The organism is Sinorhizobium fredii (assembly GCF_002944405.1).
Taxonomy (GTDB): Bacteria; Pseudomonadota; Alphaproteobacteria; order Rhizobiales; family Rhizobiaceae; genus Sinorhizobium; species Sinorhizobium fredii_C.
The window spans coordinates 2106556-2131639 of the sequence record NZ_CP024307.1; the positions used below are offsets into that span (position 1 = coordinate 2106556).

The window sequence follows — 25084 nt, forward strand, 5'->3', positions numbered from 1 at the left end:
ACGGCATGACTAATCAACAGGCTGTCCTCGATCTGCTGGATATCGTGGAATATGGCGGGTGTGCGGAACCGCAGCAATTCTTCGCCTTGATGCGTCGTACCTTCGATATTGCGCATCTTCTCTATCTGGAAGCGGAACCGACGGCCGAGGGTCTCAAGGTCTGCCGCCTGCATCACACCTTCGGCGCCTATGCCGAGGAGCTCTATCTGTCGCGCGGTCTTCACCGGATCGACCCTATCCTTCGGCTTGCTCTCGGAGGCGTAAGGCCTGTGGAATGGGCACCCGCACGCCGCCGCTTTCCCGAATGCGAGCCGCTCTTCGAGGCTGCAGAGGACCTCGGCCTGTCCACGGAAGGGGTCGCCCTGCCGCTGCCTTCGCCGGCCGGCCGCATGGCGCTGCTGGCGATCAGCGCCAACATGTCGCCGACGGAATGGTCCGAATATCGCCGCTGCCATCTGCGTGACTTCCAGCTGGCAGCCAATCTCTTTCATGCCTCGATGCTCGAGCGGACGATGGCAGATACGATCGACGAGCGCGATCCGCGCTTGACCAGCCGCGAAACCGAGGTCCTGACCTGGTCGGCAGCCGGCAAGAGCTATTGGGAAATCGCGACGATCCTCGGCATTTCCGAACGCACGGTCCGCTTCTTCATGAGCAATGCACGCCGCAAGCTCAATGTCGTGTCGAACACGCAAGCGGTTGCGCAGGCAGTCCGCCATGCGTTGATCCCCACCATCTGACGGGGGAATTTACCATCGGAGCTCGCTCCCGGCGCCGGATGCCCCACAAATTTTGTGGGAAAAATCGTTGGATTAAACTGTCACTACCGACAGTTACATGTGTCGCCCGAGCCTGACAGCATCGCTCCATCGCGCAAACACGATGGAGCGAAAGATGATCAGGATAGTGAACGGAAACGCTCGCGGAAAACATCCGCAGGCCATCGACGAGATGTTCCGGCTGCGCAAGCGCGTCTTCCACGACTTTTTGAAATGGGACGTCAGGACCGAGGGCGATTGGGAAATCGACCACTACGACAAGGCCAATCCGCTCTATGTGATGTCCTATTCGCCGGAAACCGGGAAGCTGCGTGGCTCGCTCAGGCTCCTGCCGACGCTGGGGCCGAACATGCTGGATGATACATTCCCGGTGCTGCTCGGCGGCAACCCGGAAATCCGGAGCGCTTCGGTCTGGGAATCGAGCCGCTTCTGCATCGACCCGGATATTTCCCAGGACCGGTCTTCGAATCAGGTAACGATCGCCGCCGCCGAACTGATGTGCGGCGTCGGCGAACTTGGCCTTGCCTCCGGCATCAGCCACATCGTCACCGTCACAGACGTCTTCCTTGAGCGGATGTTCCGCCGCATGGGGTGCCCCGGAGAACGGATTGCCGAGCCGCACAGGATCGGCAATGTCTACGCGGTCGCGGTCGCCTGGGAAGTGTCGAGAAGCCTGCTTCGACAGATGAAGGCCGTTGCCCTCATCGAAGGCACGGTGCTCGAACGGCCCATGTCGCTCGAAACTGCAAGGGCGGCCTAATCATGGCCGGGCCGTTCAGGCGGCCCGGCCCTTCCTGTCTCGGAACACGTATTAACGCAAACGCCGTCTTGTCGTTGCGCCCTCACCCTAACGTCGTATGATGTGACTACAGGCGCCCCTGTCCCGCGATCAGCGGAGCGAAATGCAGGAAAGACGAGTGTCAGTGTCCCGATCCACTGCGTCCTTGAGGATGATGCGCCTTGCGGCCGCTCTGCTGCCCCTCGCCTTGGCTATGCCTGGGCAGGCATCGGCCACCGACGTCTGCGCGCGCCTCAGCGCCCGCCTCGCAGAGCTGCCGGCGGCGTTCACGACAAACGCCAATCTGCGCGATTTCACCGGCGCGGTTTCGCGACAGAACATCGAACTTCGCCGCGCCAGGAACGAAAGGCGGCGCATGGAATGCAGCGACGAGTCCGTCGTCTACATCGAAAGCGAAAATGCGGCTGCCTGTGCCGAGCTTGACGATGCGATTGCGCGCATGGAGGACAATCTCCACACGCTCAAGGCCCAACGCCGGCACCTGATTTCGAAGGGCAATGAGGACATGCGCCGGCGGATCCTCGCCGCCATGGAATTGAACGACTGCTCGGGGGACGCCGCTCCGAACTGGGACGAGACGGTTCCGGATGAATTCGGCACCGAAGAGGCGCGCGCTCATCGCAACATCCTCGAAAGCTTCCCGCCGGACGGCGAGGACTATCCGTTGCTGTTCGATGGTCCGACCGACGATTTCACATTCATGGAGAACGGCGCGGCAGGCGGCTTCAGGACCATGTGCGTGCGGACCTGCGACGGAGCATTTTTCCCGATTTCGTCGAACGCCACGCCGGCCGACTTCGGACGCGACGCCGAGCTTTGCCGGGCACGATGCCCCGGCGCCGATACGGAACTCTATTATCACGTCCTCGCCACCGAGGAGAGCGAGCAGATGGTTTCGGCGTCCACGGGAAGGCCGTACAGGGAACTCGCCAACGCCTTCGCCTATCGTGTGCGCGACGTCGGTTCTCCCGGCATCTGCGGCTGCCAGATTCCGAAGATCACGACGGATCAGAACAAAAGCACCACCTCGGGAACCAAGCTTTCGGTGGTCAGCCCTTCCGTCGTGACGATCGAGGGGCCGTCTGCACCAGCCTTCGGACCAGCGGGGGCAAAGCCCGTGGAAGAGCGCCCCTATGATCCGAAGAGCAGCAAGGTCCGGGTTGTCGGTCCTGCCTTCCTGCCACAGGAAGAGAGCGCGATCGATCTCAAGAACCCTCGGGGATCGCGTTACCAGCCGCTGCAAAACGAGTGACACCTTCCCTTTGGGCGGTCGTTACGAGGCTGTCGCGGACGCCCCATCCTTCGTCGAAAACGAGGTCCTCGAGCGGCAAGCGTTGCCGCCAGCCCTTCACCGCCAATTCCGGCTGCTGGTAGAGGCGATCGACATAGCCAAGGCACAGCCAGGCGACGATTTCGATGTGCTCCGGAATTCCGAGGATATCTTTGACCTCGTTCTCGTGGAAAATGCTGACCCAACCGACGCCGACGCCTTCGGACCGCGCCGCGAGCCAAAGATTCTGCACCGCGCAAACCGTCGAATACACGTCCATTTGCGAATTGTGCGTGCGGCCGAGCACGACGGCGCCGCCGCGGGTCCGGTCGCAGGTCACGCAAATGCCGAGCGGCGCCTTGCGTATGCCCTCGAGCTTGAGTGACCGGTATTTCGCCTGCGCCTCGCCCGAAAACATTCCGGCTGCCTCCTCATTGGCGCGCTGGAAAGCCTGCCAGACCCTCTCCCGCGTCTCGATTCGCCGTACGAGCACGAAGTTCCACGGCTGCATGAAGCCGACGGACGGGGCACGATGCGCCGCTTCGAGCAGGCGGGCGATCAGCGGTTCGGGCAGCGGTTCGGGCAGGAACTCGTCGCGCACGTCGCGGCGCGTCTCGATGGCACGATAGACGGCGGCGCGCTCGTCCGGCGAAAAGGCACCGGCCGCCGCAAGGCAGCCGTTCGGGTCAGGCAGCATCGTTCGATCCCCAACAATGCGCAACCTCCCGCCGTCCGCGCGGGGCCGGTCTATCTCGCCAGGCCGGTCTTCTGACTTCGGATCACTCGGCTGCGCCACCTTCCCAGATCGCATCAGGAACCAGTGGCAAAGCTCTGAAAATACTCAGAACTCTTTTGGCGCAGACGTCACCGTCACAGCGTTGGGCACGTGCCGGAATTCTACCGGCTTCCCGATTCTCCCGCAGCAAGCGGGCACCTGACGGCCGCATATGGGCACAGCCGCCGGCGAAACGCAAGGCGGGGGCGCCGCGCCCTGCTCAAGCCGGCCGATAACGCACGAAGGCGAAGGCATCGCCGTTGGGCGACCAGTTCGGAACGTTCATCGTCCCCTGCCCGCCGAAGAGTTCGAAGAGGACACGCGCATTGCTGCCTTCCGGATCCATCAGCCGAAGCCGCACATCGAGATCGCGCGGATGGTCGAAGACCTCGCCGTCATAGGACAGCACCAGCAGATGCCCGCCGTCCGGCGACGGGTGCGGGAACCAGTCACCATAAGGGCTGTCGGTGATGCGCTGGACATCGCTGCCGTCCGGCCTCACCCGCCAGATCTGCATGCGGCCGGTGCGGCTCGAATTGAAATAGATCCACGCACCGTCCGGCGACCAGTCCGGGCCGTCGTTGCGGCCCTCGCCATGCGTCAGGCGCCGCTCCTCTCCGCCATCGACCGAAATCGTGTAGATGTCGAAGATCTGGTCGCGGATCCCGCAATAGGTCAACGTTTTCCCATCCGGGGACCAGCCGTGCCAATAGGACGGCAGGTTGCGTGTCACCAGTCGCGGCGTGCCGCCCTCGGCCGGCAGCAGATAGATCGCCGACTTGCCGAATTCGGTCTTGTCGCTGATCGCCAGCGTTTTCCCGTCCGGCGAAATGCCGTGATCGTTGTTGCATTGCCCGGCAAAGCCCGTGTCGATTTCCACGGGCTCGGAACCGTCAAAGGCAAGCCGATAGAGCCTGCCGTCGCCGTTGATGATCAGTGATTTGCCGTCCGGCGACCAGTTCGGCGCCTCGACCAGCCGCTCCGTCTGCCAGACGACTTGCGTCTCGCCGGTGGCAATATCGAAAATCTCCACCGAACTGCGCATGATCTACCCTCGGTCGCGGAAACGGTTGGTGATCGGATAGCGCCGGTCCCGGCCGAAATTCTTCTTGGTGATCTTGACCCCGGGAGCCGACTGCCGCCGCTTGTATTCGGCGATGTAGAGCAGGTGTTCGATCCGATGCACCGTGGCCTCGTCATGCCCGCGGGCGACGATTTCCTCGGTACTCAGTTCCTTCTCCACCAGGCACTCGAGAATGTCGTCGAGGACCGGATAGGGCGGCAGCGAGTCCTGGTCGGTCTGGTTGGGCCGCAGTTCGGCCGAGGGCGCCTTGTCGATGATGTTCAGCGGGATGACCTCGCCGGAGGGGCCGAGTGCTCCGGGCGGCACAGCGCCATTGCGCCAGCGCGACAGTGCATAGACCTGCATCTTGTAAAGGTCCTTGATCGGGTTAAAGCCGCCGTTCATGTCGCCGTAGAGCGTCGCGTAGCCGACCGACATTTCCGATTTGTTGCCGGTGGTCACCACCATCGAGCCGAACTTGTTGGAGATCGCCATCAGGATCGTGCCGCGCGTGCGGCTCTGCAGGTTCTCCTCGGTGATCCCGGATTCGGTCCCCTCGAACGTGTCGGCGAGAGCATTGAGAAAGCCTTCGACGGGCTCCTCGATCGCAACGACGTCATAATGGCAGCCGAGCGCCTTGGCACAGGCCTCGGCGTCCTTCAGCGATTCCCGCGACGTATAGCGATAGGGCAGCATGATCGTGCGAACCCGCTCCTCGCCGAGCGCGTCCACGGCGAGCGCCGCGCAGATCGCCGAGTCGATGCCGCCCGACAGGCCGAGGACGACGTTCTTGAAGCCGTTCTTGTTGACGTAGTCGCGCAGCCCCAACATGCAGGCGCGATAGTCCGCCTCCTCGCATTCCGGCAGGCGAGACCGGAGTCCGTTGTGTGAGACCCAGCCGTCGTCACCCCTCGTCCATTCGGAGATCGCGAGCGCCTCCTCGAACTGGCTCATCTGGAAGGCGAGCGAGCGATCGGCATTGAAGCCGAAGCTCGCGCCGTCGAAGACCAGTTCGTCCTGCCCGCCGAGCTGATTGGCATAGATCATCGGCAAGCCGGTCTCTATCACCTGCTTCAGCACGATCTGGTGACGGACATCAACTTTACCGCGGTAGTAGGGCGAACCGTTCGGAGAAAGCAGGATTTCGGCGCCGCTTTCCTCGAGCGTCTCGCAGACGCCGAGCTCTCCCCAAATGTCTTCGCAGATCGGAACCCCGATGCGAATGCCGCGGAAATTCACCGGACCGGGCATCTCGCCTTGATCGAACACCCGCTTTTCGTCGAACTCGCCGTAATTCGGCAGATCCACCTTGTCACGGACGGCGATGATCTTGCCCCCGTCCAGGACGGCCACCGAATTGTGCCGCTGCGCGGAGGCTTGACGGGGGAAGCCGATGATCACTCCCGGCCCTCCATCCGCCGTCTCTGCGGCGAGGTTCTCGACGGCGCGCAGGCACGCCTTCAGGAAGGCCGGTTTCAGCACCAGGTCTTCAGGCGGATAGCCGGAAATGAAAAGCTCGGTGAACAGCACCAGGTCGGCGCCCTGGCGCGCGGCGTCGGCCCGCGCTTCGCGCGCCTTGGCCAGGTTGCCGGCGATATCGCCGACGGTCGGATTGAGCTGGGCTACGGCGATCCGTAGCGTCGAAGGTGCGGCTTTCTGTGGGGTCATGGCAGGCCTGTCGGTGTTTCCTCGGCGAATGCATCCAGCTTAAGGCTTGTACTTAACGCATCAGGGGGCAAAAAAACCCCTCCCAATCGCAATGCTTAGAAAAAATCTGAAAAATCCTGTTGTTCCCGGCCGTTAGTGACGCGACAGGGACCCGTCGCCACAGCGGGAACCTGAGGATCATCAAAGCCGTTTCGCCATTCATCCCCCGTTCAAGATGACGGTCGTATGACAGTTGAACGAAAGTTTTGTGAAATTGGAGAAGTTGTGGCCAGTATCGATTCCGCCGCGAGAGGTCCTCAGGTCTATGTCGAAAGGCCGGGCTTTTCCGTCAGACACGCAAAGACCCTGGCGGGCACCCGCAGCGCGCTGTTTTCGCTTTCGCTTGCCGCGACGATCGTCTTTGCGGTCGAGTTCATCGTGCGCCAGTCAGGCTCCGAAACGATCGCCTATTTCATCGATCCAATGCGGCCGGCCTGGACGACGGTCGCAGTCTTCTTCCTCGTCATGCTGGCGCTCGACGCGCTGTTTGGCCGTGAGCACAAGGGCGCGCTCGTGGTGGCGCCGCTCGCCATCATCCCGGCATTTATCTGCCAGCAGAAGCAAGTCTTCCTGTCCGACCCGCTCTATCCCACCGATTTTCTGTTCGGCCGTCAGATCATGGAGCTGATGCCGGTGCTGGTGAAGGATCGGCCATGGACCGCAGTCGGTGTCGTTCTCGGAATACTGGCAACCGTCATCGCCATCGCCCTGCTGCTGCGCTACGCCTGGCGGAACTTTCCGAAGCTGACCAGCCGGGAGCGTCTCGCACGGGTCGTCTTCGCCCTGCCGCTGCTCGTCGCCTTCTGGAACATCATGGACTACAACCAGTTCTCCTGGGTCCGTGACCGGTTGCGCGTCATTCCGATCATGTGGGACCAGACCGAGAACTACCGCCACAACGGCTTCGTGCTCGCCTTCGCGATCAACCTGCCGATGGCCAATGTGAGCGCTCCGCCCGGCTACATGGCCGATGCGATCGGCCGAATTCCCGTAAAGCCGCTGCCCGCCGGAACGACGCATCGCGGCAAGCCGGACGTCATCGTGCTGATGAGCGAATCCTTCTGGGATCCGACGCGTCTGCCCAAGGTCAAGCTGACGCCCGATCCGATGCCGACGATCCGCGAACTCCAGGGCGGCAACGTCTTCTCGCCCGAATTCGGCGGCATGACGGCCAATGTCGAGTTCGAAGCGCTGACCGGCTTTTCGAATGCCTTCTTGCCCTATGGCAGCATTCCATACCAGCAATATATCCGCAATCCGATCCCGTCGCTCGCAACCTTCTTCCGCGGCGAAGGCTATGTGTCGCGCGCCATCCACCCGTTCCAGGGCTGGTTCTGGAACCGCACCGCCGTCTACAAGGCCTTCGGCTTCGATACCTTCCGCTCCGAAGAGAACCTGCCGGCGATGCAGAAGCGCGGAATTTTCGCTTCGGATGAATCGCTGACAAAGGAGATCATCCGCCAGGCCGACGCGATGGACGATCCCTTCTTCTTCTTTGCCGTGACGCTGCAGGGCCATGGGCCCTACGAGCCGAACCGCTACGCGAAGAACACCATCAAGGTCGAGGGCGACCTCCCGGAAAGCGACCGGCAGGTGCTTGCCACCTACGCTCAAGGGATCAAGGAGGCCGACGACAGCCTGAAAATGCTCATGGAGTGGGCGAAGCAGCGGGATCGCGAGACGATCATCGTTCTCTTCGGCGACCACCTGCCGCCGCTCAACACCGTCTACACCAGCACCGGCTACATGAAAGACGTGACGGCGGAACGCAAGGGCTCGAAGGACCAGATGAAGGCGCAGCACGAAACGCCGCTTGTCGTCTGGTCGAACAAGACCGGTGCGCAAAAGGATATCGGCAGCATCAGCCCGGCTTTTCTTTCTTACCAGATCCTGAAGCAGGCGGGCTATGAGCACCCCTACTACACGGGTTTCCTCGGTAAGGTTCACGACCACTTCCGCGTTCTCGACCGCTATTTGCTGATCCGCAAGAACGGCAAGGGCTTGGAGAACTGGCTGCGCCAGCCGAAGATTCCGGTGACGCTGCGCGACTACCGCTTCCTCCAGCACGACATGATGTTCGGCAAGCGCTATAGCACCGAGCGCTTCTTTAAGTCGCACGCCGAACTTTTTAGCGCCGGCTTATAAGCGGATCGTCTGCGAACGCACTCATTGGCCCGGTGTCCCCGCCGGGCCAATTGCGTATTTGACTATCCGCGCCCCAATTCTCGCCGGGTTCCGATTGGATGCAGGCCGATCCGAAACAAGACAGAATCAACTTTTGCGCAAGTCAGACTCCGCTAAAATGACAACAGATACGATGCTTTAACCATTTTCGCGCATCGTACAGCTGTACGGATGCCAGAAATTAACTTCAAGATTCTGCGGAGACGCTGCTATGTCCGCACGAATCCTGAGCTTACCGGCCAAGCCGTTAGTCATACCAAACTATAGCAGCCACGGCTCTTCACCCGCCGGTGGCATCGGCGCCGCAAATTCCCCTAAAATTTACGTGAACCCAAACGGCGTACTTGCGCGTTTAGGCCAAGGTGAGATTTTATGTTGATTGCGCCGGGGCACGGGGTAAGCGAGCATTCGGTGCGTGGAGAAATCTGGAGCACACGCAACAGATGCAGCGGCTTGCTGGGACGGAAGAAGCCGGACGGAAGACTCCGCCCACCTTTACGGTGGACGCTCTCGTGCAAAACCCTCAATTTCTTGAGGTCTTGCAAGCGGGCGCGCGTACCCTGATTTCCATGAACGACCTGTTTCCGCGCATCGCGCGCCTCGTGGCAGCCCACCAGAGATGGATGCTGACGCAAGCCGCCTATGCCTTACACCTGGAGCGCGACCCGAACGACGCCGATTCCGGCATCACCGCAGCGCGATTGCTGAAAGTCATGCGCGAAACGGGCGCTGCCAGCCGGAACACGGCGACGGCCTTCCTCGCCGAACTCGTAGCCTACAAACTGCTCCGCCCGGCAAATGGCGGTCGCACGAAAAGAACGCGTCCCCTCGAGCCGACGGAAATCAGCGAAAACGCCATGCGGCTCTGGTTCAAGACGCAGATGAGCACACTCGATTTATTGGACGGCGGATCGCGCGTCAGACGCCTCGAGACGGATCCCGGCATCTTCGAGCGCGCGCAGCCCCGTGTCGCCAGGCGGCTGCTCTCGGACCCGAGATGGACGCAGCCCCCGGAAAGCGTGGCGATCTTCGTATGGTCGGAATCCGGCGGGGTGATCCTCGACGACCTGATGGCGCGCCCGCCCACTCTCGCCGTCCACGGCAAGGTCTGGGTAGACGTCAGCCTTGCGAGACTTGCCGAACGTTATCTGATCTCGAACACCCATATTCGCCGGCTGTTCGCGCGCGCAGAAGCGGCCGATTTCATCGGCAAGGGAGACGATGGCGCACGCGGCCGGTTCTGGTTGAGCAGCCGGCTCATCGAGGAATACGCCTCCTGGGAAGCAGTCAAGTTCGAAGCGCTGGCGGATGCCTTCGATCAGTCCGTGGTCGCATATCCCTGAGGGCGAGCGCGTTACTGTGACGCTTCCGCAAAGCGCGGCAGGTCGTCGTGGATGTCGTAGAAATCACCCTTGTCGGCGCAAAAAATATGATAGCCGGGCTCGAGACCGGTCGGCCCGTCGAACGTCCCTGCGAGGATAGAGGTATAGTCGAGCCCGTCCGCCTTCCAGAACAGCGCCGAGCCGCAGTGACGGCAAAAGCCGCGCTTCGCGCTCGTGCTGGAGCGGTACCAGGTGATCTGGTCTGCGCCTTGGACCTCCATGTGGCTGTCGAGGACATTCGTAGCGGCGTAGTAGAGCCCTGTCTGCTTCCGGCATTGCGAACAATGGCAGAAAATCAGCTCCCTCAGTTTCCCCTTCGTCTTGAACCGCACGGCGCCGCAGAGGCATCCGCCTTCATGGATTTCCGTCATTCCCCTCTCCACTGCAACAAAAAAGCCGGGCCAGCTTCACAAGCTGGCCCGGCGCTGTCAAATTCAGAAGTTGCGGCGATTGTTCAGTAGAATTGAACCTTCGGCGCGTCTGCGATCACTCAGCCGTTGACCACCATCTTCTTTTCGTCACGGCCGCCCTTCATGCGTTCGGCAAGAAGGAAGGCAAGCTCCAGCGCCTGATCGGCGTTGAGACGCGGATCGCAATGGGTATGATAGCGGTCCGCGAGATCGTCACCGGAAAGGGCGCGTGCGCCGCCGGTGCATTCGGTCACGTCGTTCCCGGTCATCTCGATGTGGATGCCGCCCGGATGGCTGCCCTCGGCGCGGTGGATCTGGAAGAAGCTCTCGACTTCCGAGAGGATCCGCTCGAAGGGCCGGGTCTTGTAATTGTTGAGCGTGATCGTGTTCCCATGCATCGGATCGCAGGACCAGACGACCTTCTTGCCTTCACGCTCGACGGCGCGGATCAGACGCGGCAGGTGCTCGGCGACCTTGTCATGGCCGAAGCGGCAGATCAGCGTCAGGCGGCCGGCCTCGTTGGCCGGGTTCAACAGGTCAATCAGCTCCAGGAGACCATCCGCGGTCAGCGACGGACCGCATTTGAGCCCGAGCGGGTTCTTGATGCCGCGGCAATATTCGACATGCGCATGGTCCGGCTGGCGGGTGCGGTCGCCGATCCAGATCATGTGGCCGGAGGTGGCGTACCAGTCGCCGGAGGTCGAATCGACGCGCGTCAGCGCCTGCTCGTAGCCGAGCAGCAGCGCCTCGTGGCTAGTGAAGAAGTCGGTCTCGCGCAGGCTCGGATGGTTTTCCGAGGTGATGCCAATCGCCTTCATGAAATCCATGGTCTCGGAAATCCGGTCGGCGAGCTTGCGGTAGCGCTCGGCCTGCGGGCTGTCCTTGACGAAGCCGAGCATCCACTGATGCACGTTCTCGAGATTGGCGTAGCCGCCCATGGCGAAGGCGCGCAACAGGTTGAGCGTTGCGGCCGACTGGCGGTAGGCCATGATCTGCCGCTCCGGATTGGGGATGCGCGCCTGGTCCGTGAATTCGATGCCGTTGATGATATCGCCGCGGTAGCTCGGCAGCGTGACATCACCCTGCTTTTCGACGCCCGAGGAGCGCGGCTTGGCGAACTGACCGGCGATGCGGCCGACCTTGACGACCGGCTGCTGGGCGCCGAAGGTCAGCACAACCGCCATCTGCAGGAAAGCGCGGAAGAAGTCGCGGATCGTGTCGGCGCCATGCTCGGCAAAGCTCTCGGCGCAGTCGCCGCCCTGCAGCAGGAAGCCGCGGCCCTCGGCCACGTTTGCGAGTGCACTCTTCAGACGCCGAGCCTCGCCGGCAAAGACGAGTGGCGGAAACTTCGCGAGACGCCCTTCGACCGCGTCAAGCGCTGCAAGGTCCGGATAATCCGGCACCTGCTGAATGGGTTTCTGCCGCCAGCTGTTCGGAGTCCAAGTCTGTGCCATTTCCATCACCTGTTGTCTGACGCGGCCGGACCGCGTCGCGCCCCCTGCGGCCACCAGGCCGCCCGGCATTCGGAGAGTTCGTTCGAACCGGCAAGCTGGCCGGCCCGAGCCGCCACATCCGCACGGGCCGGTCACGCCGCGGATGCGGGCTTATAAACGTTAACAGGAGGCTTGGAAAGCCACTCTACCAGAAAACATCGGCTACCGCGCTTGGCTTTCGCGCCCGGCGGAACCGCGGCTCAAGCGACCCTTTCGCCTTCCCGCACCCGATAGCTTGGCGAATACATCGTCACCAGTTCCTCGGCCGCCGTCGGGTGGACCGCCATGGTACGGTCGAAATCGTCCTTGGTGCATCCAGCCTTCAGCGAAATACCGAGCAGTTGCGCCATTTCACCGGCGTCGTGCCCGAGGATATGGGCGCCCAGGACCCTGCGATCCGCGGCATTGACGATGAGCTTCATGATCATCTTGTCCTTGCGTCCCGACAGCGTCGCCTTCATCGGCCGGAATTCCGCACGGTAGATTTCGAGCTCGTCATATTTCCGCGCCGCCTCCTCCTCGCTCAAGCCTACCGTGCCGATTTCCGGCTGCGAGAAGACGGCCGTCGCGATCAGGTCGTGATCCGGCGAGGTGGGATTGTTCTTGTACTCCGTCTCGATGAAGCACATCGCCTCGTGGATCGCCACCGGCGTCAGCTGCACGCGGTCCGTGACGTCGCCGAGGGCGTAGACCCCGGGCGCGCTCGTGCGCGAGAAGGCGTCGACAATGATGGCGCCGCGCTCATTGACCTTGACGCCGGCATTCTCGAGGCCGAGCCCCTTGGTGTTCGGCACGCGGCCGAGGGCGAGCATCACCTGATCGACGGCGATTTCGCCATGCTTCATGGTCTTGGCGACCCGCTGGCAATCGGCGCCGGCCGAGACCGACTGGATGATATCCTCGCAGAGGATACGAATGCCTTTTTCCTCCATCGCCGCATGCAGGCCGCGCCTCAGGTCCTGGTCGAAGCGCGAGAGAATCTCCTTGCCGCGATAGATCAGCGTCGTTTCGACGCCGAGGCCATGGAAGATATTGGCGAACTCGACGGCGATATACCCGCCACCGGCGATCAGGATCGATTTCGGAAGCTCAGTAAGGTCGAAGGCCTCGTTTGACGTGATGCAGAGCTCATGTCCCGGCAGCGCGTCATGCGGGCTCGGATGGCCGCCGACCGCGATCAGGATGCGTTCCGCGGTCACCGTCTTGCCGCTCGCGAGCAGCCGCACCTCATTGGGTCCGGCAAGTTCGGCCCGCGTGTTCAAGATCTCCGCACCGGCATTTGCGAGCCCCTTTTGATAAAGCCCCTCGAGCCGGGTGATCTCCTGTTCCTTGGCCGCCACGAGCCTCTTCCAGTCGAAGCGGCTTTCGCCGACATTCCAGCCGAAGCCCGCTGCATCCTCGAAATGCTCCGAATATTGCGAGGCATAGACATAAAGCTTCTTCGGCACGCAGCCGCGGATCACGCAGGTGCCGCCGTAGCGAAACTCCTCGGCGATCGCCACCTTCTTGCCGAGCGCCGCCGCCAGCCTTCCGCTTCTCACGCCTCCCGAGCCGCCGCCGATCACGAAAAGGTCATAGTCGAAAGCGCTCATGGAGAACTCCTGAAAAGAAACATGATGGAATTGACGCGGTCGGTCGCAGCTTCAGCTCCGCGTTTAAACGACGGACCCTAATCGCTTGCGCCTGATATAGAGTTACGACCCCAAAAAAGAAAAGCCCGGATCGCTCCGGGCTCCGCAGATGAGCCCAAAGGCTCCATAGGATTACTGCTGCGCCGGTGCCTGCGTGCCGGCATCCGCTGCCGGAGCGCTGCCGATCTTTTCATCGAGCGATTTGGTTGCGTCCTGGGCAAGGTCGCGCGAAACGCCGGCTGCCCAGATATCGGCCGCCTTCAAGAGTTCGCGGGAGGCGATCGGGCCGTCGTTCAGGAGCTTCTTGCCGGCCGCCGAGCTATAGAAGGCGGTGATCGCATTGAGTTCCTCGACCGAGAAGGTCTTGGCATAGATCGTTGCCGCCTCGCGTTCCAGGTCCGAGCGGCGCGCGGCGAGACCAAGCGCCTTCTCGTCGACGGTTGCCGAAATCAGTTCCTGATGGTTCGGCGACGCCTGGATCAGCGAGTTCTTCAGCCGTTCGGCAAGGTTCGGCAGAATGTTGTCGAAGCTGTTGGTGACGCCGAGCGCTGCGATGGTCGCGCGGGCCGCCTTGATCTGGTCCTCCGTCACTTCCTGCGCCTTGACGGCGGGAACCGACACCGAAAGGAGAACGGCCGCGGTTGCGAATGCCCGGGCGAAACTCGTGATTTTGTTCATTTTTATCAATGCTCCTGTGTTGGCACATATCGCCCGGCCAATTGCCGCCGCCAGGCATTCATGTGCGGAATTCTGTTTGCGCCACGGCCGCGGCGCGAAATCGGACCCGGCTGGGCCCTCAGCCTGCCGGGAGCGTGCGCGCCCCCTCCGGACCGGCGATAATCGCCAGCGACGCCATCCCGATAAAGAGCCCGTGTTCGACGACTCCCGGAATCGCGTTCAATTCGGCCGCAAGCGCCTCTGCATCAGGAATACGGCCAAAAGATGCATCCAGTATGAGGTGGCCGCCATCGGTCATGAAGGGTCCGTCGCCGGAGGCCCGCCGGGCGATCTCGCCGGTCAAACCGAGCCGTGCGGCAACCTTGTCGATCGCCAGCCGGGTCGTCACCTGGCCGAACGGGTTCACTTCGATCGGCAGTTTGAAGGCACCGAGAACCTCGACGACTTTCGATTCGTCGGCAATGACGATCATCCGTTCCGAGGCGCTCGCAACGATCTTTTCACGCAGCAGCGCTCCGCCTCCACCTTTGATCAGCCGAAGGTTCCCGTCGACCTCGTCGGCACCGTCGATGGTCAGGTCAAGCTCAGGCAACTCATCGAGCGACTTCAGCGGAACGCCGAGTTCGAGGCAAAGCCGCGCCGTCCGCTCGGAGGTCGGCACCCCTAGGATTTGAAAGCCGGACGCCACCTTCTCGGCCAGCAGCCGGACGAATTCCTCGGCCGTCGACCCGGTGCCGATGCCAAGCCGCATTCCACTTTCGACATAGTCAAGCGCCGCCTGGGCGGCCTTGATCTTCATCTGGCGGGCGTCCATGCGCCACTCGCTCCCTTGTCACTATCCGGCCGGCGAGCGGCCAATCACCGGCTCCCGCCCAATTTCCGCTGAGACACTTACACGGCGATCGCAGCAAACAAAAGCCAAAATGCGAGCGACGCGGCGGATTCCGGCAACGCCCACGGCCCCGGCTGCCGTTGCATTCTGCGCGCACTTCGCCTAGGCGAACAGGACGTTTTCCTTGCGAGGTTCCCCTTGTCTCAGCCCCTTGTCGTCTTCGATCTCGACGGTACTCTCGTCGACACCGCCCCCGACCTCGTCGCCAGCCTCAACCACGCGGTGACCAAAGCAGGTATCGAACCGGTTACTTACGCAGATCTAACGCATCTTGTCGGCCACGGCGCCCGTGCGATGATCGAGCGGACCTTCGCGCTGCGCGGCAAAGCGCTGAGCGAGGAGGAACTGACCTGGCAGATGAAGGAGTTCGTGGACTTCTATCATGGCTCGATGCCGGGCGGATCGCTGCCCTATCCCGGGCTGGTCTCGGCGCTCGATCGCCTGCAGGACGCCGGCCTGCGACTGGCCGTCTGCACCAACAAGCCGGAAATGCTGGCGAGGCGCCTGCTCGAAGGTCTCGGCCTCCTTGACCGCTTTGCCGCCATTTCCGGCGGCGACACGTTCTCCGTCCGCAAGCCGCATGCCGAGCACCTCCTCTCGACGGTCGCCCATGCCGGCTCTGCCGCGGAACACACGGTCATGGTCGGCGACAGCCTCAACGACATTCTCGTCGCCCGCAATGCCTCCGTTCCATCGATCGCCGTACCGTTCGGTTACTCCGATGTGCCGATCGCGAGCCTCGCGCCCGACCGGATCATCGAGCATTTCGACGAACTGACGCCGGAGCTCGTCAGGACGGTTCTCAGGCGGGAAAAGAAGAAGTAAAGCACCACCTCTGCGCTCGAGGTGCCGACCGGCTTTAAGGCGGACGGCGTCATAGTGGCTGGCTCTCCGGGGAGGTTCTCGGCCCGCGCGTGCTCTCCGTGCGACGCAAAACGCAAAAGCCCCGCCAGTAGCGGGGCCTTCCATGTCAATAAGACTACCCCTCGACCGCTTAGTCAGCCCTCGCCTTGCTGCCGCGCCTTCCGGGTCGCGTCGAAGGCACGGTTCATGTACATGTCGCGCTCATAGACGTCGTTGAAATACTCCACCTTGCCGTCCCTGTTCGGCCAGGCAGTGAAGTAGGAAACATAGACCGGCACCTTCTGCGGCACCGGCAGCGCCCGGTTGTGCCCCGCGGCGATTTCCTTGCCGACGTCTTCCATGCTGATTCCGAGGACGGCCGCTGCCATGCGGCGCGGCTCGGCGAGGCGGACGCAACCGTGGCTCAACGCCCGCTGGTCGCGCTTGAAGAAGCTCTTCGACGGCGTGTCGTGCATGTAGATCGCATGAGAGTTCGGGAAGAGGATCTTCAATTCGCCAAGCGCGTTGTCGCTGCTCGGCGGTTGGCGCACGGCAATCGAGTTCGTCGATCCGTACCAGTCGACCGCATAGGACGGAACGACCCGGCCGCCGACCTCGACCTGATAGCCCATGCGGTCGAGATAGCTCGGATCGCTGCGCAGCTTCGGCAGCATCTCGTTGACGATGATCGACTGGGGCACGCCCCAATAGGGATTGACCTCGACGGTCTGGATCTCGTCATGGAAGAAATAGGTCTGGTTCGCCTTCGAGCCGACCACGACGCGCATCGAAAATTGTTCCGCGCGGTGGTCGGTATAGTAAGCCATGAAAGCCGGCTGGTTGATGAAGACGTAACGATTACCGAGATCGTTCGGCAGCCAGCGTGCCTGCTCCATCGCGATCTCGAGCTTGTTGATCTTGCTGGCGATCGTGTCGCCACCAGTCAATACCCGGATCGAGGCCTGGCCGACGACGCCGTCCGCCTTCAGCCCCTGCTCCTTCTGAAAGGCTTGGACCAGCGAAACCAGTTCGGGGGTGTATTCGGGCGTACCCTGATAGCCGGCGAGCACAACGGCATGCTCGGCCTTCAGCCCCTCGGAAGCTTTCAGCTTGATCCCGGCCACGATATTGGCCAGCTCCGGACTGTTGTCGCCCGGCTTCAGCAGCGTCCCCGGCGCGATCTCGACGCGCGGAGCAGCATCCGTTTCGGCTCGCAACCTTTCGAGCTCCTGTTTCAACGCCAGGAACTGCGGGTTCTTCGGGTTGCGTTCTTCGATCAGGGCTGCAACGTCGGCGCTCGTGGCGGCCTTGTCGAGGAAGGCGACGAGATCGACGCTCTTGCGCTTGAAATCGTGGTAGCCGGAAATCTTGTTCGGGTCGATGCGGCCCCGAACCGTATCCTGGACATAGGTGAGCACCGCCGCCGACATGGCAATCTCGAATTGCACCAGGTCCTTTTCCCGCACGACCATATCGGCGCGGTCGAAGTCATCGGCCGGAACCGTGACGGCGTAGTCCTTGGGGTCGAGTCCAACCTTGGAGGCATCGCCAAGAACAGCGAGGGCAGCACGGGCCCGCCCGTTGATGCCGTCGCCTCCGATCCAGACGAAATCGGTACGGCCCGCATAAAAGGCTTCGACCGCCTTTGCCACCTCGGCCGGGGCGCGCACCTCGACCTGCGGCAGAAACTTGCGGGCATCGGCAAGCGGAATCCGCAGCATGGGGGGAAAGCCATAGCTCTGCACCGAACCGGTCACAACCGGATCGACCAGGCGATCAGTCGCAATCCTGCGCATCTGCTCAGGCTTGTAGGTGTAATAGCGCGGGCTGGAAACACGGGGTGGCTTTACCGCGGTTCTATCTTCAAGGCGCTGCGGCGCCATCATGTCGTACCCGGGCTGAACCGGGTAGGCCTGCTCCGGCGTGCGTTTCCTGCCGCCGCGGATAAAATCCATCAGCGTGAGAGCTGAGACTGGCCGCACATCCATGGTTGCAATCGCACAGCCGCCCATAAGCGCCACAATCGCTACCGACTTGATCATTTTCATAAGAATAAACGTCCCCGTATCGCGTTGCCGCCGAATTCGGCCGCTGCCAGATTCTCGCCACGCCCTCGTGCCTGAAGACTTATAGAAAAGGATGGTGAATGAAAAGGAAACGACCGCCTTCGATTTCGATCAGCTGCCCTGAAGCTGTTGGCTTGTCTCGCGCGCGAAGGCCGGCAAGCCTCTGATTTGCATCTATTTTGCACCAAGCGATTGCGCTTGGATGTTCCCGGCGGCACCGGCAGCGTCGAAAATGAAGACGCCCCTCTGTGACGGAAAGGCCACAAGGAATGCAGGCGACGCGCACGTATTGTGCAACGCCTCCCACGCGCCTGAGAAAACGACCGCATTGCAACAATTTTCAACCGATTGTAGCTCGCCGCCGGTCCCTGCGGCCCTTTACAAGCCGGCATCGCCGGGGCAGAGAGATGCCCGGCTCCGGGGAGGATACCGGCCGACACCGGCATATTCGCCTCGGCTTGATGAAGCGCATCACGAAGGCAGGTATCACGATGACATCGACGCGCACGGAAACAGATACGTTCGGCCCCATCGAAGTGGCGAACGACCGCTACTGGGGTGCCCAGGCCCAACGCTCGCTCGGCAACTTCAAGATCGGCTGGGAAAAGCAGCCGCTGGCGATCGTCCGGGCGCTCGGCATCGTCAAGCAGGCGGCAGCACGCGCCAACATGGCGCTTGACCGCCTCGATCCGAATATCGGCGACGCCATCGTAAAGGCCGCCCAGGAGGTGATCGACGGCAAGCTCAACGATCATTTCCCGCTCGTCGTCTGGCAGACCGGCTCCGGCACGCAGTCGAACATGAATGCCAACGAGGTCATTTCCAACCGTGCGATCGAGCTGCTCGGCGGCATCATGGGATCGAAGAAGCCCGTTCATCCGAACGACCACGTCAATATGAGCCAGTCGTCGAACGACACCTACCCGACGGCGATGCACATCGCCTGCGCCGAGCGGGTGATCCATGATCTGCTGCCCGCGCTCAAGCACCTGCACAAGGCGCTAGAAGAAAAGGTCAAGGCTTTCGACCACATCATCAAGATCGGCCGCACCCATACGCAGGATGCGACGCCGCTGACCCTCGGCCAGGAATTCTCCGGCTATGCGGCACAGGTCGCCTCTTCGATCAGGCGAATCGAGATGACGCTCCCCGGACTCTGCGAGCTCGCCCAGGGCGGCACCGCCGTCGGCACCGGCCTCAACGCCCCGATCGGCTTCGCCGAGAAGGTGGCGGAGGAAATCGCCGCAATCACCGGCATCGCCTTCACCTCGGCGCCGAACAAGTTCGAGGCGCTCGCCGCGCATGATTCGATGGTGTTCAGCCACGGCGCGATCAACGCGACGGCCGCCGCCCTCTTCAAGATCGCCAACGACATCCGTTTCCTCGGCTCGGGCCCCCGTTCCGGCCTCGGCGAACTGTCATTGCCGGAAAACGAACCGGGCTCCTCGATCATGCCCGGCAAGGTCAACCCGACCCAGTGCGAAGCGCTGACGCAGGTCTGCGCCCAGGTGTTCGGCAACCACGCCTCCCTCACCTTCGCCGGCAGCCAGGGCCACTTCGAGCTCAACGTCTTCAACCCGCTGATGGCCTACAACTTCCTGCAGTCGGTCCAGCTTCTCGCCGACGCGGCGGTTTCCTTCACCGACAATTGCGTCGTCGGCATCGAGGCCCGCGAAGACAACATCAAGGCTGCGCTCGACCGGTCGCTGATGCTCGTCACGGCGCTGGCGCCGAAGATCGGCTACGACAATGCCGCCAAGATCGCCAAGACGGCCCACAAGAACGGCACGACCCTGCGCGAAGAGGCTGTCGGAGGCGGCTATGTGACGAACGAGGAATTCGACGCGATCGTTCGCCCCGAGACGATGATCAGCCCCGCTTGACAGATCAAAGGCCGCGGTCGCCCGCCGGCGCCGCGGCCTCCTCATGCAAATCATTCGAACTGCATCGACGCACCCAAGCAAACATTAAGATTTCACAAAGCTTTTACTCCTAGAAAATAGCTGACTATTTGAATTTTATTTTAAAGGTTGGCAGATGCAGACGGTAACTTCGAACAGGACGCCGACGCCGGATATCGCTGCGCAAATTACCCACGCAATGCGCATGATGGGCGTTGCGCCGATTCCGCGCAATTATGAGCTCTACTACGAGGCCTATCTCGGCTCGAACCCGCAATTGTCGAAGGATCTTGCAGCGCTCGGCAGCCGCGCCACGCAGGAAGAGCTCGATGCGATCGGTGCGCGCTATTTCAGCAACATCCACCATTCGCGCGGGATCGAGCGCGCCCATAGCACGCTGGCGGCAAAGCTTGGCGAACTGGTCACGCTCCTGCGCGACGAACAATACGCGCTCGAGAGCTACAACAAGGTCCTCGACGAGGCCTATCTGAACATCACCAGCAAGAGTGCGGCGAGCGCCGACCTCCTCCGCCACGCGATCGACATTCTGAGCGAAGCGACCGCGGATACTATGAATCAGGGCAAGGAGCGCGTTCAGACCGTCGTTCAGAAATCCTTCGAGATGGAAGCGATCCGCCAGGAACTCGATGAGTACAAGCGCATCGCCAACACCGATTCGCTGACGCGGCTCGGCAACCGGCGTGCCTTCGACGAGACTCTCGCGGCGGTCTACAACAACGAGCAAATGCGCAACTATACGGGCTTGCTCGTCGTCGACATCGACCATTTCAAAAAGGTCAATGACAGTTTCGGCCACCCGGTCGGCGACAAGATCCTCTCCACCGTCGGCACCGTCATTCGCGCCAATCTCCGCCGGGACGCCTTCGTTGCCAGGACCGGGGGCGAGGAATTCGCCGTCATCCTGAACGACAGCACGCAGGAGGAATGCCTGCAGGCCGCCGACCGCATCCGCGCCATTCTGGCAAGCACGCCGCTCAAGAACTCCAAGACCGGCGTCAACTACGGCCCGATCACGCTCTCCGTCGGCGTGTGCATGGCAACGGCGGCGGACGATCCGCTCGACCTCTACCACAAGGCCGATATCGCGCTCTACGCAGCCAAGAGTTCAGGGCGCAACAGGACGGCTCTCTTCGAGGAAGGCATGCGCAAGGATTCCGGTCGCAACTGGCTGATCTATCGTCGCTGACAGCCCGAAGCTCCGGGGCTAACCCGGGGCTACCACATCGTCATTGCGGCGCGGCCGGGCCATTCCCGGTCATAGCTATCCTTGTCGAAATCGGCTTTTGCCGCCCTCAACAAAGCGCCGGGCGTCGGCAGCGAGGCCGGATCGACGAAGCGTTCCGGGTTCCAGAGCTGCGAACGCAGCAATGCCCTCGCGCACTGGAAGTAAACTTCAGCGATCGTGATGACGACGACGGTGCGCGGATGTTTGCCGTTGACTTCGAAGGAACTGATCAAGGCCGGATCGATACTGACGACCGCCGTCCCGTTGATCCGCATAGTGGTGTTCGAGCCGGGAACGAGGAAGAGGAGCGCGACGCGCGGGTCGCGGACGATATTCACAAGCGAGTCGATGCGATTATTGCCCCGCCAATCCGGCATCAACAGGGTTTGGTCGTCGGCAATCCGGACGACCGACAGATTGTCGCCTCGGGGCGAGCAATCGAGACCCTCAGGTCCAACGGTCGCCATTGCCGCAAACGGCGAGACCTCGATCATCTGACGGTATTCTGCAGTGAGCGTCTGCGTAACCTTGACGATCGATGCCTCGCCCGCTTCGCCGTAAAGCGCCTTCAGTTCCTCAACCGTCCTGATGATCGTCATTCTTCGTCCTCCGATCCGGCGATGCACTCCTGCGCAGAAGCGCCGTCCCTTGCCGGAATAGCATGACGTCCCGATGACGGCATCATGCGATCTTCCTGAGATGCCCCGTTTGCTGACCTTCGCCAAGGAAAGCGATGATCTTCTCGATGACGGGCGATGCGGAAACGATGCGGCGGTGGCCAAGGCCGTTCGCCCAATGCAGTTCGACATGCGGGCCGCTCGCGCCGTATCGGCGGGCATGGTCGGCGGAGACCTCCTTGTCGTCTTCGGCGTGGACGACAAGAACCGGCTTGTTGAGCGCAGCCGTGACGCCTGCGGCGTCAAAATCCTCGACGCGGCGGCCGGACAGGCGCTCGACCATGCCTTCGAACGCCGCCTGCGCCGCCGGTACAAGCGCCATCATCTTGCCGAAGCCCTGGAAGAGCCAAGCCATCTCGCTGGGCGCGCCGATGAGCACCAGCTTCCCCGGCACACGCGCAGGAAGATCGCAAACCACGCCCCCCGCCGCACAGGCCAGGCTGGCGCCGCCGAAGGAATGGCCGATGCAGACATCGAAACCCTCGAAGTGCCGCCATGCGGCATCGATCGCCCGCACCGCCTGCGGCATTGTCAGGGAGCGGCCCGGCGAACCGCCGTGCCCCGGCCAGTCGAGCGCGACAACTTCGGCGCCCGCCGCCAGCAGGCCATCGATCAGCGCGGCCAGGTAGTCGCTGCGCGATCCCCAGCCATGTGTGAGCAGCACGCGTGGTCCCCTGCCGCTTCCGTGGCGCGGGAAGTGTCGGACGAACACCCAGCCGCCGGCAAAAGACAGCGTGATTTTTCGCGATTGCTCCATCAACGGCGCCGCAGCGCTCAGCAACGCCCGTTCCTTGCCATTCTTCGGCTTGCGGTTTGGGGTAAGGCAGAATATCCGAAATGCCATTTCGCCGGCGGCCGCGGGAGAGACCGCCGACACGGCCTTGAGCGAGAGGCGGATGACCTTGGTCGCAAAGGATGCCATAGTGAATCGAGCCCTTAATGTTCAATCATGAACATATTTGTCCAAGGATGAACAAAAATCAAGTGACGACCGAAGATCACCATTTTCCCTGGGAGCATCCCCGCTTTCGCAGCTGGATCGCAGTCGGACGTGCCTGCCAGCTGATGCAGCAGACATTGACCCGCCGACTGGTCCATCTGGAAATCAAGCCGCCGCATCTCGACATCCTGATCAATCTTTACCGCTTCGATGGCATTTCGCAGCAGGAACTCGCGCGCAAGCTGCTCGTCGGCCGTTCCAACATGAGCATGCTGCTGCCGCAGCTCGAGAGGCGCGGCCTGATCGAGCGCCGTGGCGATGCCAAGGACAAACGGGTGCTGCGGCTGTCACTGACCGCAGCTGGCCAGGCACTCACCGAAGAGGCGATGGAAATCCAGACGGCGCTGATCGAAAGCTCTCACGCCGGCTCTCCGATCGAGGATTGCATGAAGGTCGCGGAATCAATGGAGCGGATCATCTCGACCCTGCTCAAGGAAGATAGCGAACTTCCAGATCGCGAAAGCTAAAGCGCCATGCGTTCAAACGTATTCACGCGGCGCGCTTTAAGCTTTTGATTTGTGCATGTCGTCATCCCAAAACCGCTGCACACTTTTGAGCGACATGCACAAGGCTGATCAGCGCGGCTTCTCGGATTTGTCGCGCGACATGCCTTTGTCGGCAAGCTCCTGCTCATAGGCCCTGAAGAGCTCCTCGCCCGTCTCGCCGAGTTCGCGCAGATAGGTCCAGGTGTAGATACCCGTGTCGTGGAAATCGTCGAAACCGATCCTTACCGCATAGTTGCCGGTCGGCTGGACCGAGATGATCTGGACGTTGCGCTTGCCCGGAACTGTCACGCGCTGGCCCGGTCCGTGGCCCTGCACTTCCGCCGATGGGGAAAGCACGCGCAACAGTTCCGCCGAAAGATCGAAGGTGGCGCCGTCGTCGAAGCTCACCGTCAGCCGGTGGCGATCCTTCGATACACGCAGTTCGGTCGGCCAGAATTCACTCATCGTCATGCTCCGTTTCTCGGCCCTCGTTGAGTAAAGCAGAATTGAACCGGCGAAAATCTCCCGAAGGCGACTTTCCCGATATTTCAAGAACACTTTGCGACGTTATGCGCCTTGACGCGACCTCTTTCGGTCACGACATTGGGGGCGCAGGGAGAACAGACTTGAACACGGCCGCCATAGACCAGACCAACGCACGACCGCTCGACAGAATGACCGCGCCGATGATCGACCCCTTCGGCCGCATGGTCACCTATTTGCGCGTCTCGGTCACCGACCGCTGCGATTTCCGCTGCACCTATTGCATGGCGGAGCACATGACCTTCCTGCCGAAGAAGGATCTTCTGACGCTGGAAGAGCTGCACCGGCTCTGTTCCGCCTTCATCGCCAAGGGCGTACGCAAGCTGAGGCTCACCGGCGGCGAGCCGCTGGTGCGCAAGAACATCATGTTCCTCGTGCGCGAACTCGGCAAGGAAATCGAAGCAGGTCGGCTCGACGAACTGACGGTGACCACCAATGGCTCACAGCTCTCGAAATTCGCCGCCGAACTGGCTGATTGCGGCGTGCGGCGGATCAACGTCTCGCTCGACACGCGCGATCCGGACAAGTTCCGCGAGATCACCCGCTGGGGCGAGCTTGCGAAGGTCCTCGAAGGCGTCGATGCAGCACAGGCGGCCGGGCTGAAGGTCAAGATCAACGCGGTGGCGCTCAAGGGCTTCAACGATGCCGAGATCCCCGAGCTGATCCGCTGGACGCATGGCCGCGGCATGGACCTGACGCTGATCGAGACCATGCCGATGGGCGAGATCGACGAGGACCGCACCGATCACTACCTGCCGCTCTCGGAGATGCGCGAGCGGCTCGAGAGGGAGTTCACGCTCAAGGACATTCCCTACCGTACCGGCGGCCCCGCCCGTTACGTGGAGGTGGCGGAAACCGGCGGCCGCCTCGGCCTCATCACGCCGATGACCCATAATTTCTGCGAAAGCTGCAACCGCGTCCGTCTCACCTGTACCGGTACGCTCTATATGTGCCTCGGCCAGAACGACGCCGCAGATCTGCGCGCCGCCCTGCGCGCCACCGACGACGACGCCTATCTCTACCAGGTGATCGACGAAGCGATCGGCCGCAAGCCGAAGGGCCATGATTTCATCATCGACCGCGAGCACAACCGCCCGGCGGTCGCCCGCCACATGAGCGTAACCGGCGGCTGACATTAAAGCGACGTCGGCGCGAGAATATTGCCCCTCATCCGCCTGCCGGCACCTTCTCCAAGCGAGCGGGGCGAAGGGGTATGCCGCCGCCTTGTCCCCTCTCCCCGCCTGCGGGGAGAGGGCTAGG

Annotated in this window: 22 protein-coding genes and 1 riboswitch; of the genes, 10 read left to right on the forward strand and 12 right to left on the reverse strand. The window is 62.1% G+C overall.

The window, feature by feature from the left end; genetic code table 11:
• Nucleotides 1-5 precede the first annotated feature (5 nt).
• The 3 genes from NXT3_RS10425 (at nucleotide 6) to NXT3_RS10435 (ending at nucleotide 2830) form a co-directional block, all read left to right on the forward strand.
• Nucleotides 6-740: a helix-turn-helix transcriptional regulator gene (locus NXT3_RS10425; RefSeq protein ID WP_037424319.1), complete on the forward strand. Its 735-nt coding sequence runs from the start codon at nucleotides 6-8 to the stop codon at nucleotides 738-740.
• 154 nt (nucleotides 741-894) lie between these two features.
• The gene (locus tag NXT3_RS10430; protein ID WP_104839981.1) at nucleotides 895-1539 is read left to right on the forward strand and encodes an acyl-homoserine-lactone synthase; all 645 of its coding nucleotides are present in this window, start codon (nucleotides 895-897) and stop codon (nucleotides 1537-1539) included.
• Between the two features lie 157 nt (nucleotides 1540-1696).
• A complete protein-coding gene (locus NXT3_RS10435) occupies nucleotides 1697-2830 on the forward strand; it encodes a DUF2865 domain-containing protein (RefSeq protein ID WP_104839299.1) in 1134 nt (377 codons plus the stop codon).
• On the opposite strand, the gene bluB is transcribed toward NXT3_RS10435, so the two are convergent.
• The 3 genes from bluB to NXT3_RS10450 form a co-directional block, all read right to left on the reverse strand.
• Nucleotides 2784-3545: a 5,6-dimethylbenzimidazole synthase gene (gene bluB, locus NXT3_RS10440; RefSeq protein WP_234828035.1), complete on the reverse strand. Its 762-nt coding sequence runs from the start codon at nucleotides 3543-3545 to the stop codon at nucleotides 2784-2786. The two genes, NXT3_RS10435 and bluB, sit on opposite strands and share 47 nt — an antisense overlap.
• Before the next feature lie 44 nt (nucleotides 3546-3589).
• Nucleotides 3590-3801, reverse strand: a riboswitch (cobalamin riboswitch).
• A gap of 42 nt (nucleotides 3802-3843) precedes the next feature.
• Nucleotides 3844-4668, reverse strand: a complete 825-nt coding sequence (locus tag NXT3_RS10445; protein WP_104839300.1) for a TolB family protein — start codon at nucleotides 4666-4668, stop codon at nucleotides 3844-3846.
• Nucleotides 4669-4671: 3 nt separating this feature from the next.
• Complete coding sequence (locus tag NXT3_RS10450; RefSeq protein WP_037424283.1) at nucleotides 4672-6354, reverse strand: NAD+ synthase; 1683 nt, start codon at nucleotides 6352-6354, stop codon at nucleotides 4672-4674.
• A 264-nt stretch (nucleotides 6355-6618) separates the two neighbouring features.
• On the opposite strand from NXT3_RS10450, the gene NXT3_RS10455 reads away from it, so the two are divergent.
• On the forward strand, nucleotides 6619-8538 hold the full coding sequence (locus NXT3_RS10455; RefSeq protein ID WP_176536510.1) for an LTA synthase family protein: 1920 nt from the start codon (nucleotides 6619-6621) through the stop codon (nucleotides 8536-8538).
• Nucleotides 8539-9020: 482 nt separating this feature from the next.
• Nucleotides 9021-9920 carry a hypothetical protein gene (locus tag NXT3_RS10460; protein WP_097524883.1) on the forward strand — a complete coding sequence of 300 codons (900 nt, stop codon included), beginning with the start codon at nucleotides 9021-9023 and terminating at the stop codon, nucleotides 9918-9920.
• 11 nt (nucleotides 9921-9931) lie between these two features.
• Here the strand turns inward: NXT3_RS10460 and NXT3_RS10465 are convergent, their stop codons facing one another.
• From NXT3_RS10465 to rpiA, 5 genes are all read right to left on the reverse strand, one after another.
• Nucleotides 9932-10330 carry a GFA family protein gene (locus NXT3_RS10465; protein WP_097524884.1) on the reverse strand — a complete coding sequence of 133 codons (399 nt, stop codon included), beginning with the start codon at nucleotides 10328-10330 and terminating at the stop codon, nucleotides 9932-9934.
• Nucleotides 10331-10449: 119 nt separating this feature from the next.
• Nucleotides 10450-11823 (reverse strand): class II 3-deoxy-7-phosphoheptulonate synthase, encoded by a 1374-nt coding sequence (locus NXT3_RS10470; RefSeq protein WP_037424313.1) that lies wholly within the window; start codon nucleotides 11821-11823, stop codon nucleotides 10450-10452.
• Nucleotides 11824-12062: 239 nt separating this feature from the next.
• Nucleotides 12063-13454: a glutathione-disulfide reductase gene (gene gor / locus NXT3_RS10475; protein ID WP_104839301.1), complete on the reverse strand. Its 1392-nt coding sequence runs from the start codon at nucleotides 13452-13454 to the stop codon at nucleotides 12063-12065.
• Between the two features lie 171 nt (nucleotides 13455-13625).
• Complete coding sequence (locus NXT3_RS10480) at nucleotides 13626-14171, reverse strand: DUF2059 domain-containing protein (RefSeq protein ID WP_037424273.1); 546 nt, start codon at nucleotides 14169-14171, stop codon at nucleotides 13626-13628.
• Nucleotides 14172-14289: 118 nt separating this feature from the next.
• A complete protein-coding gene (rpiA, locus tag NXT3_RS10485) occupies nucleotides 14290-14985 on the reverse strand; it encodes a ribose-5-phosphate isomerase RpiA (protein ID WP_097524886.1) in 696 nt (231 codons plus the stop codon).
• Between the two features lie 216 nt (nucleotides 14986-15201).
• On the opposite strand from rpiA, the gene NXT3_RS10490 reads away from it, so the two are divergent.
• Complete coding sequence (locus NXT3_RS10490; protein WP_037424267.1) at nucleotides 15202-15888, forward strand: HAD family hydrolase; 687 nt, start codon at nucleotides 15202-15204, stop codon at nucleotides 15886-15888.
• 173 nt (nucleotides 15889-16061) lie between these two features.
• On the opposite strand, the gene NXT3_RS10495 is transcribed toward NXT3_RS10490, so the two are convergent.
• Nucleotides 16062-17954 carry a L,D-transpeptidase family protein gene (locus NXT3_RS10495; protein WP_104839302.1) on the reverse strand — a complete coding sequence of 631 codons (1893 nt, stop codon included), beginning with the start codon at nucleotides 17952-17954 and terminating at the stop codon, nucleotides 16062-16064.
• 509 nt (nucleotides 17955-18463) lie between these two features.
• Between NXT3_RS10495 and fumC the strand changes: the two genes are divergently transcribed.
• Nucleotides 18464-19855, forward strand: coding sequence for a class II fumarate hydratase (fumC, locus tag NXT3_RS10500; RefSeq protein ID WP_234819684.1), 1392 nt, complete (start codon nucleotides 18464-18466; stop codon nucleotides 19853-19855).
• A gap of 154 nt (nucleotides 19856-20009) precedes the next feature.
• The gene (locus tag NXT3_RS10505) at nucleotides 20010-21080 is read left to right on the forward strand and encodes a GGDEF domain-containing protein (protein ID WP_097524888.1); all 1071 of its coding nucleotides are present in this window, start codon (nucleotides 20010-20012) and stop codon (nucleotides 21078-21080) included.
• Nucleotides 21081-21109: 29 nt separating this feature from the next.
• Here the strand turns inward: NXT3_RS10505 and NXT3_RS10510 are convergent, their stop codons facing one another.
• Both NXT3_RS10510 and NXT3_RS10515 read right to left on the reverse strand, forming a co-directional pair.
• Nucleotides 21110-21718 (reverse strand): pyridoxamine 5'-phosphate oxidase family protein, encoded by a 609-nt coding sequence (locus tag NXT3_RS10510; protein WP_104839303.1) that lies wholly within the window; start codon nucleotides 21716-21718, stop codon nucleotides 21110-21112.
• An 82-nt stretch (nucleotides 21719-21800) separates the two neighbouring features.
• Nucleotides 21801-22718 (reverse strand): alpha/beta fold hydrolase, encoded by a 918-nt coding sequence (locus tag NXT3_RS10515; protein ID WP_097524890.1) that lies wholly within the window; start codon nucleotides 22716-22718, stop codon nucleotides 21801-21803.
• Between the two features lie 17 nt (nucleotides 22719-22735).
• Between NXT3_RS10515 and NXT3_RS10520 the strand changes: the two genes are divergently transcribed.
• Nucleotides 22736-23263, forward strand: a complete 528-nt coding sequence (locus NXT3_RS10520; protein ID WP_097524891.1) for a MarR family winged helix-turn-helix transcriptional regulator — start codon at nucleotides 22736-22738, stop codon at nucleotides 23261-23263.
• Between the two features lie 108 nt (nucleotides 23264-23371).
• On the opposite strand, the gene NXT3_RS10525 is transcribed toward NXT3_RS10520, so the two are convergent.
• On the reverse strand, nucleotides 23372-23746 hold the full coding sequence (locus NXT3_RS10525) for a gamma-butyrobetaine hydroxylase family protein (RefSeq protein WP_097525058.1): 375 nt from the start codon (nucleotides 23744-23746) through the stop codon (nucleotides 23372-23374).
• Between the two features lie 161 nt (nucleotides 23747-23907).
• Between NXT3_RS10525 and moaA the strand changes: the two genes are divergently transcribed.
• On the forward strand, nucleotides 23908-24957 hold the full coding sequence (gene moaA / locus NXT3_RS10530; protein WP_097538259.1) for a GTP 3',8-cyclase MoaA: 1050 nt from the start codon (nucleotides 23908-23910) through the stop codon (nucleotides 24955-24957).
• Nucleotides 24958-25084: the final 127 nt, after the last annotated feature.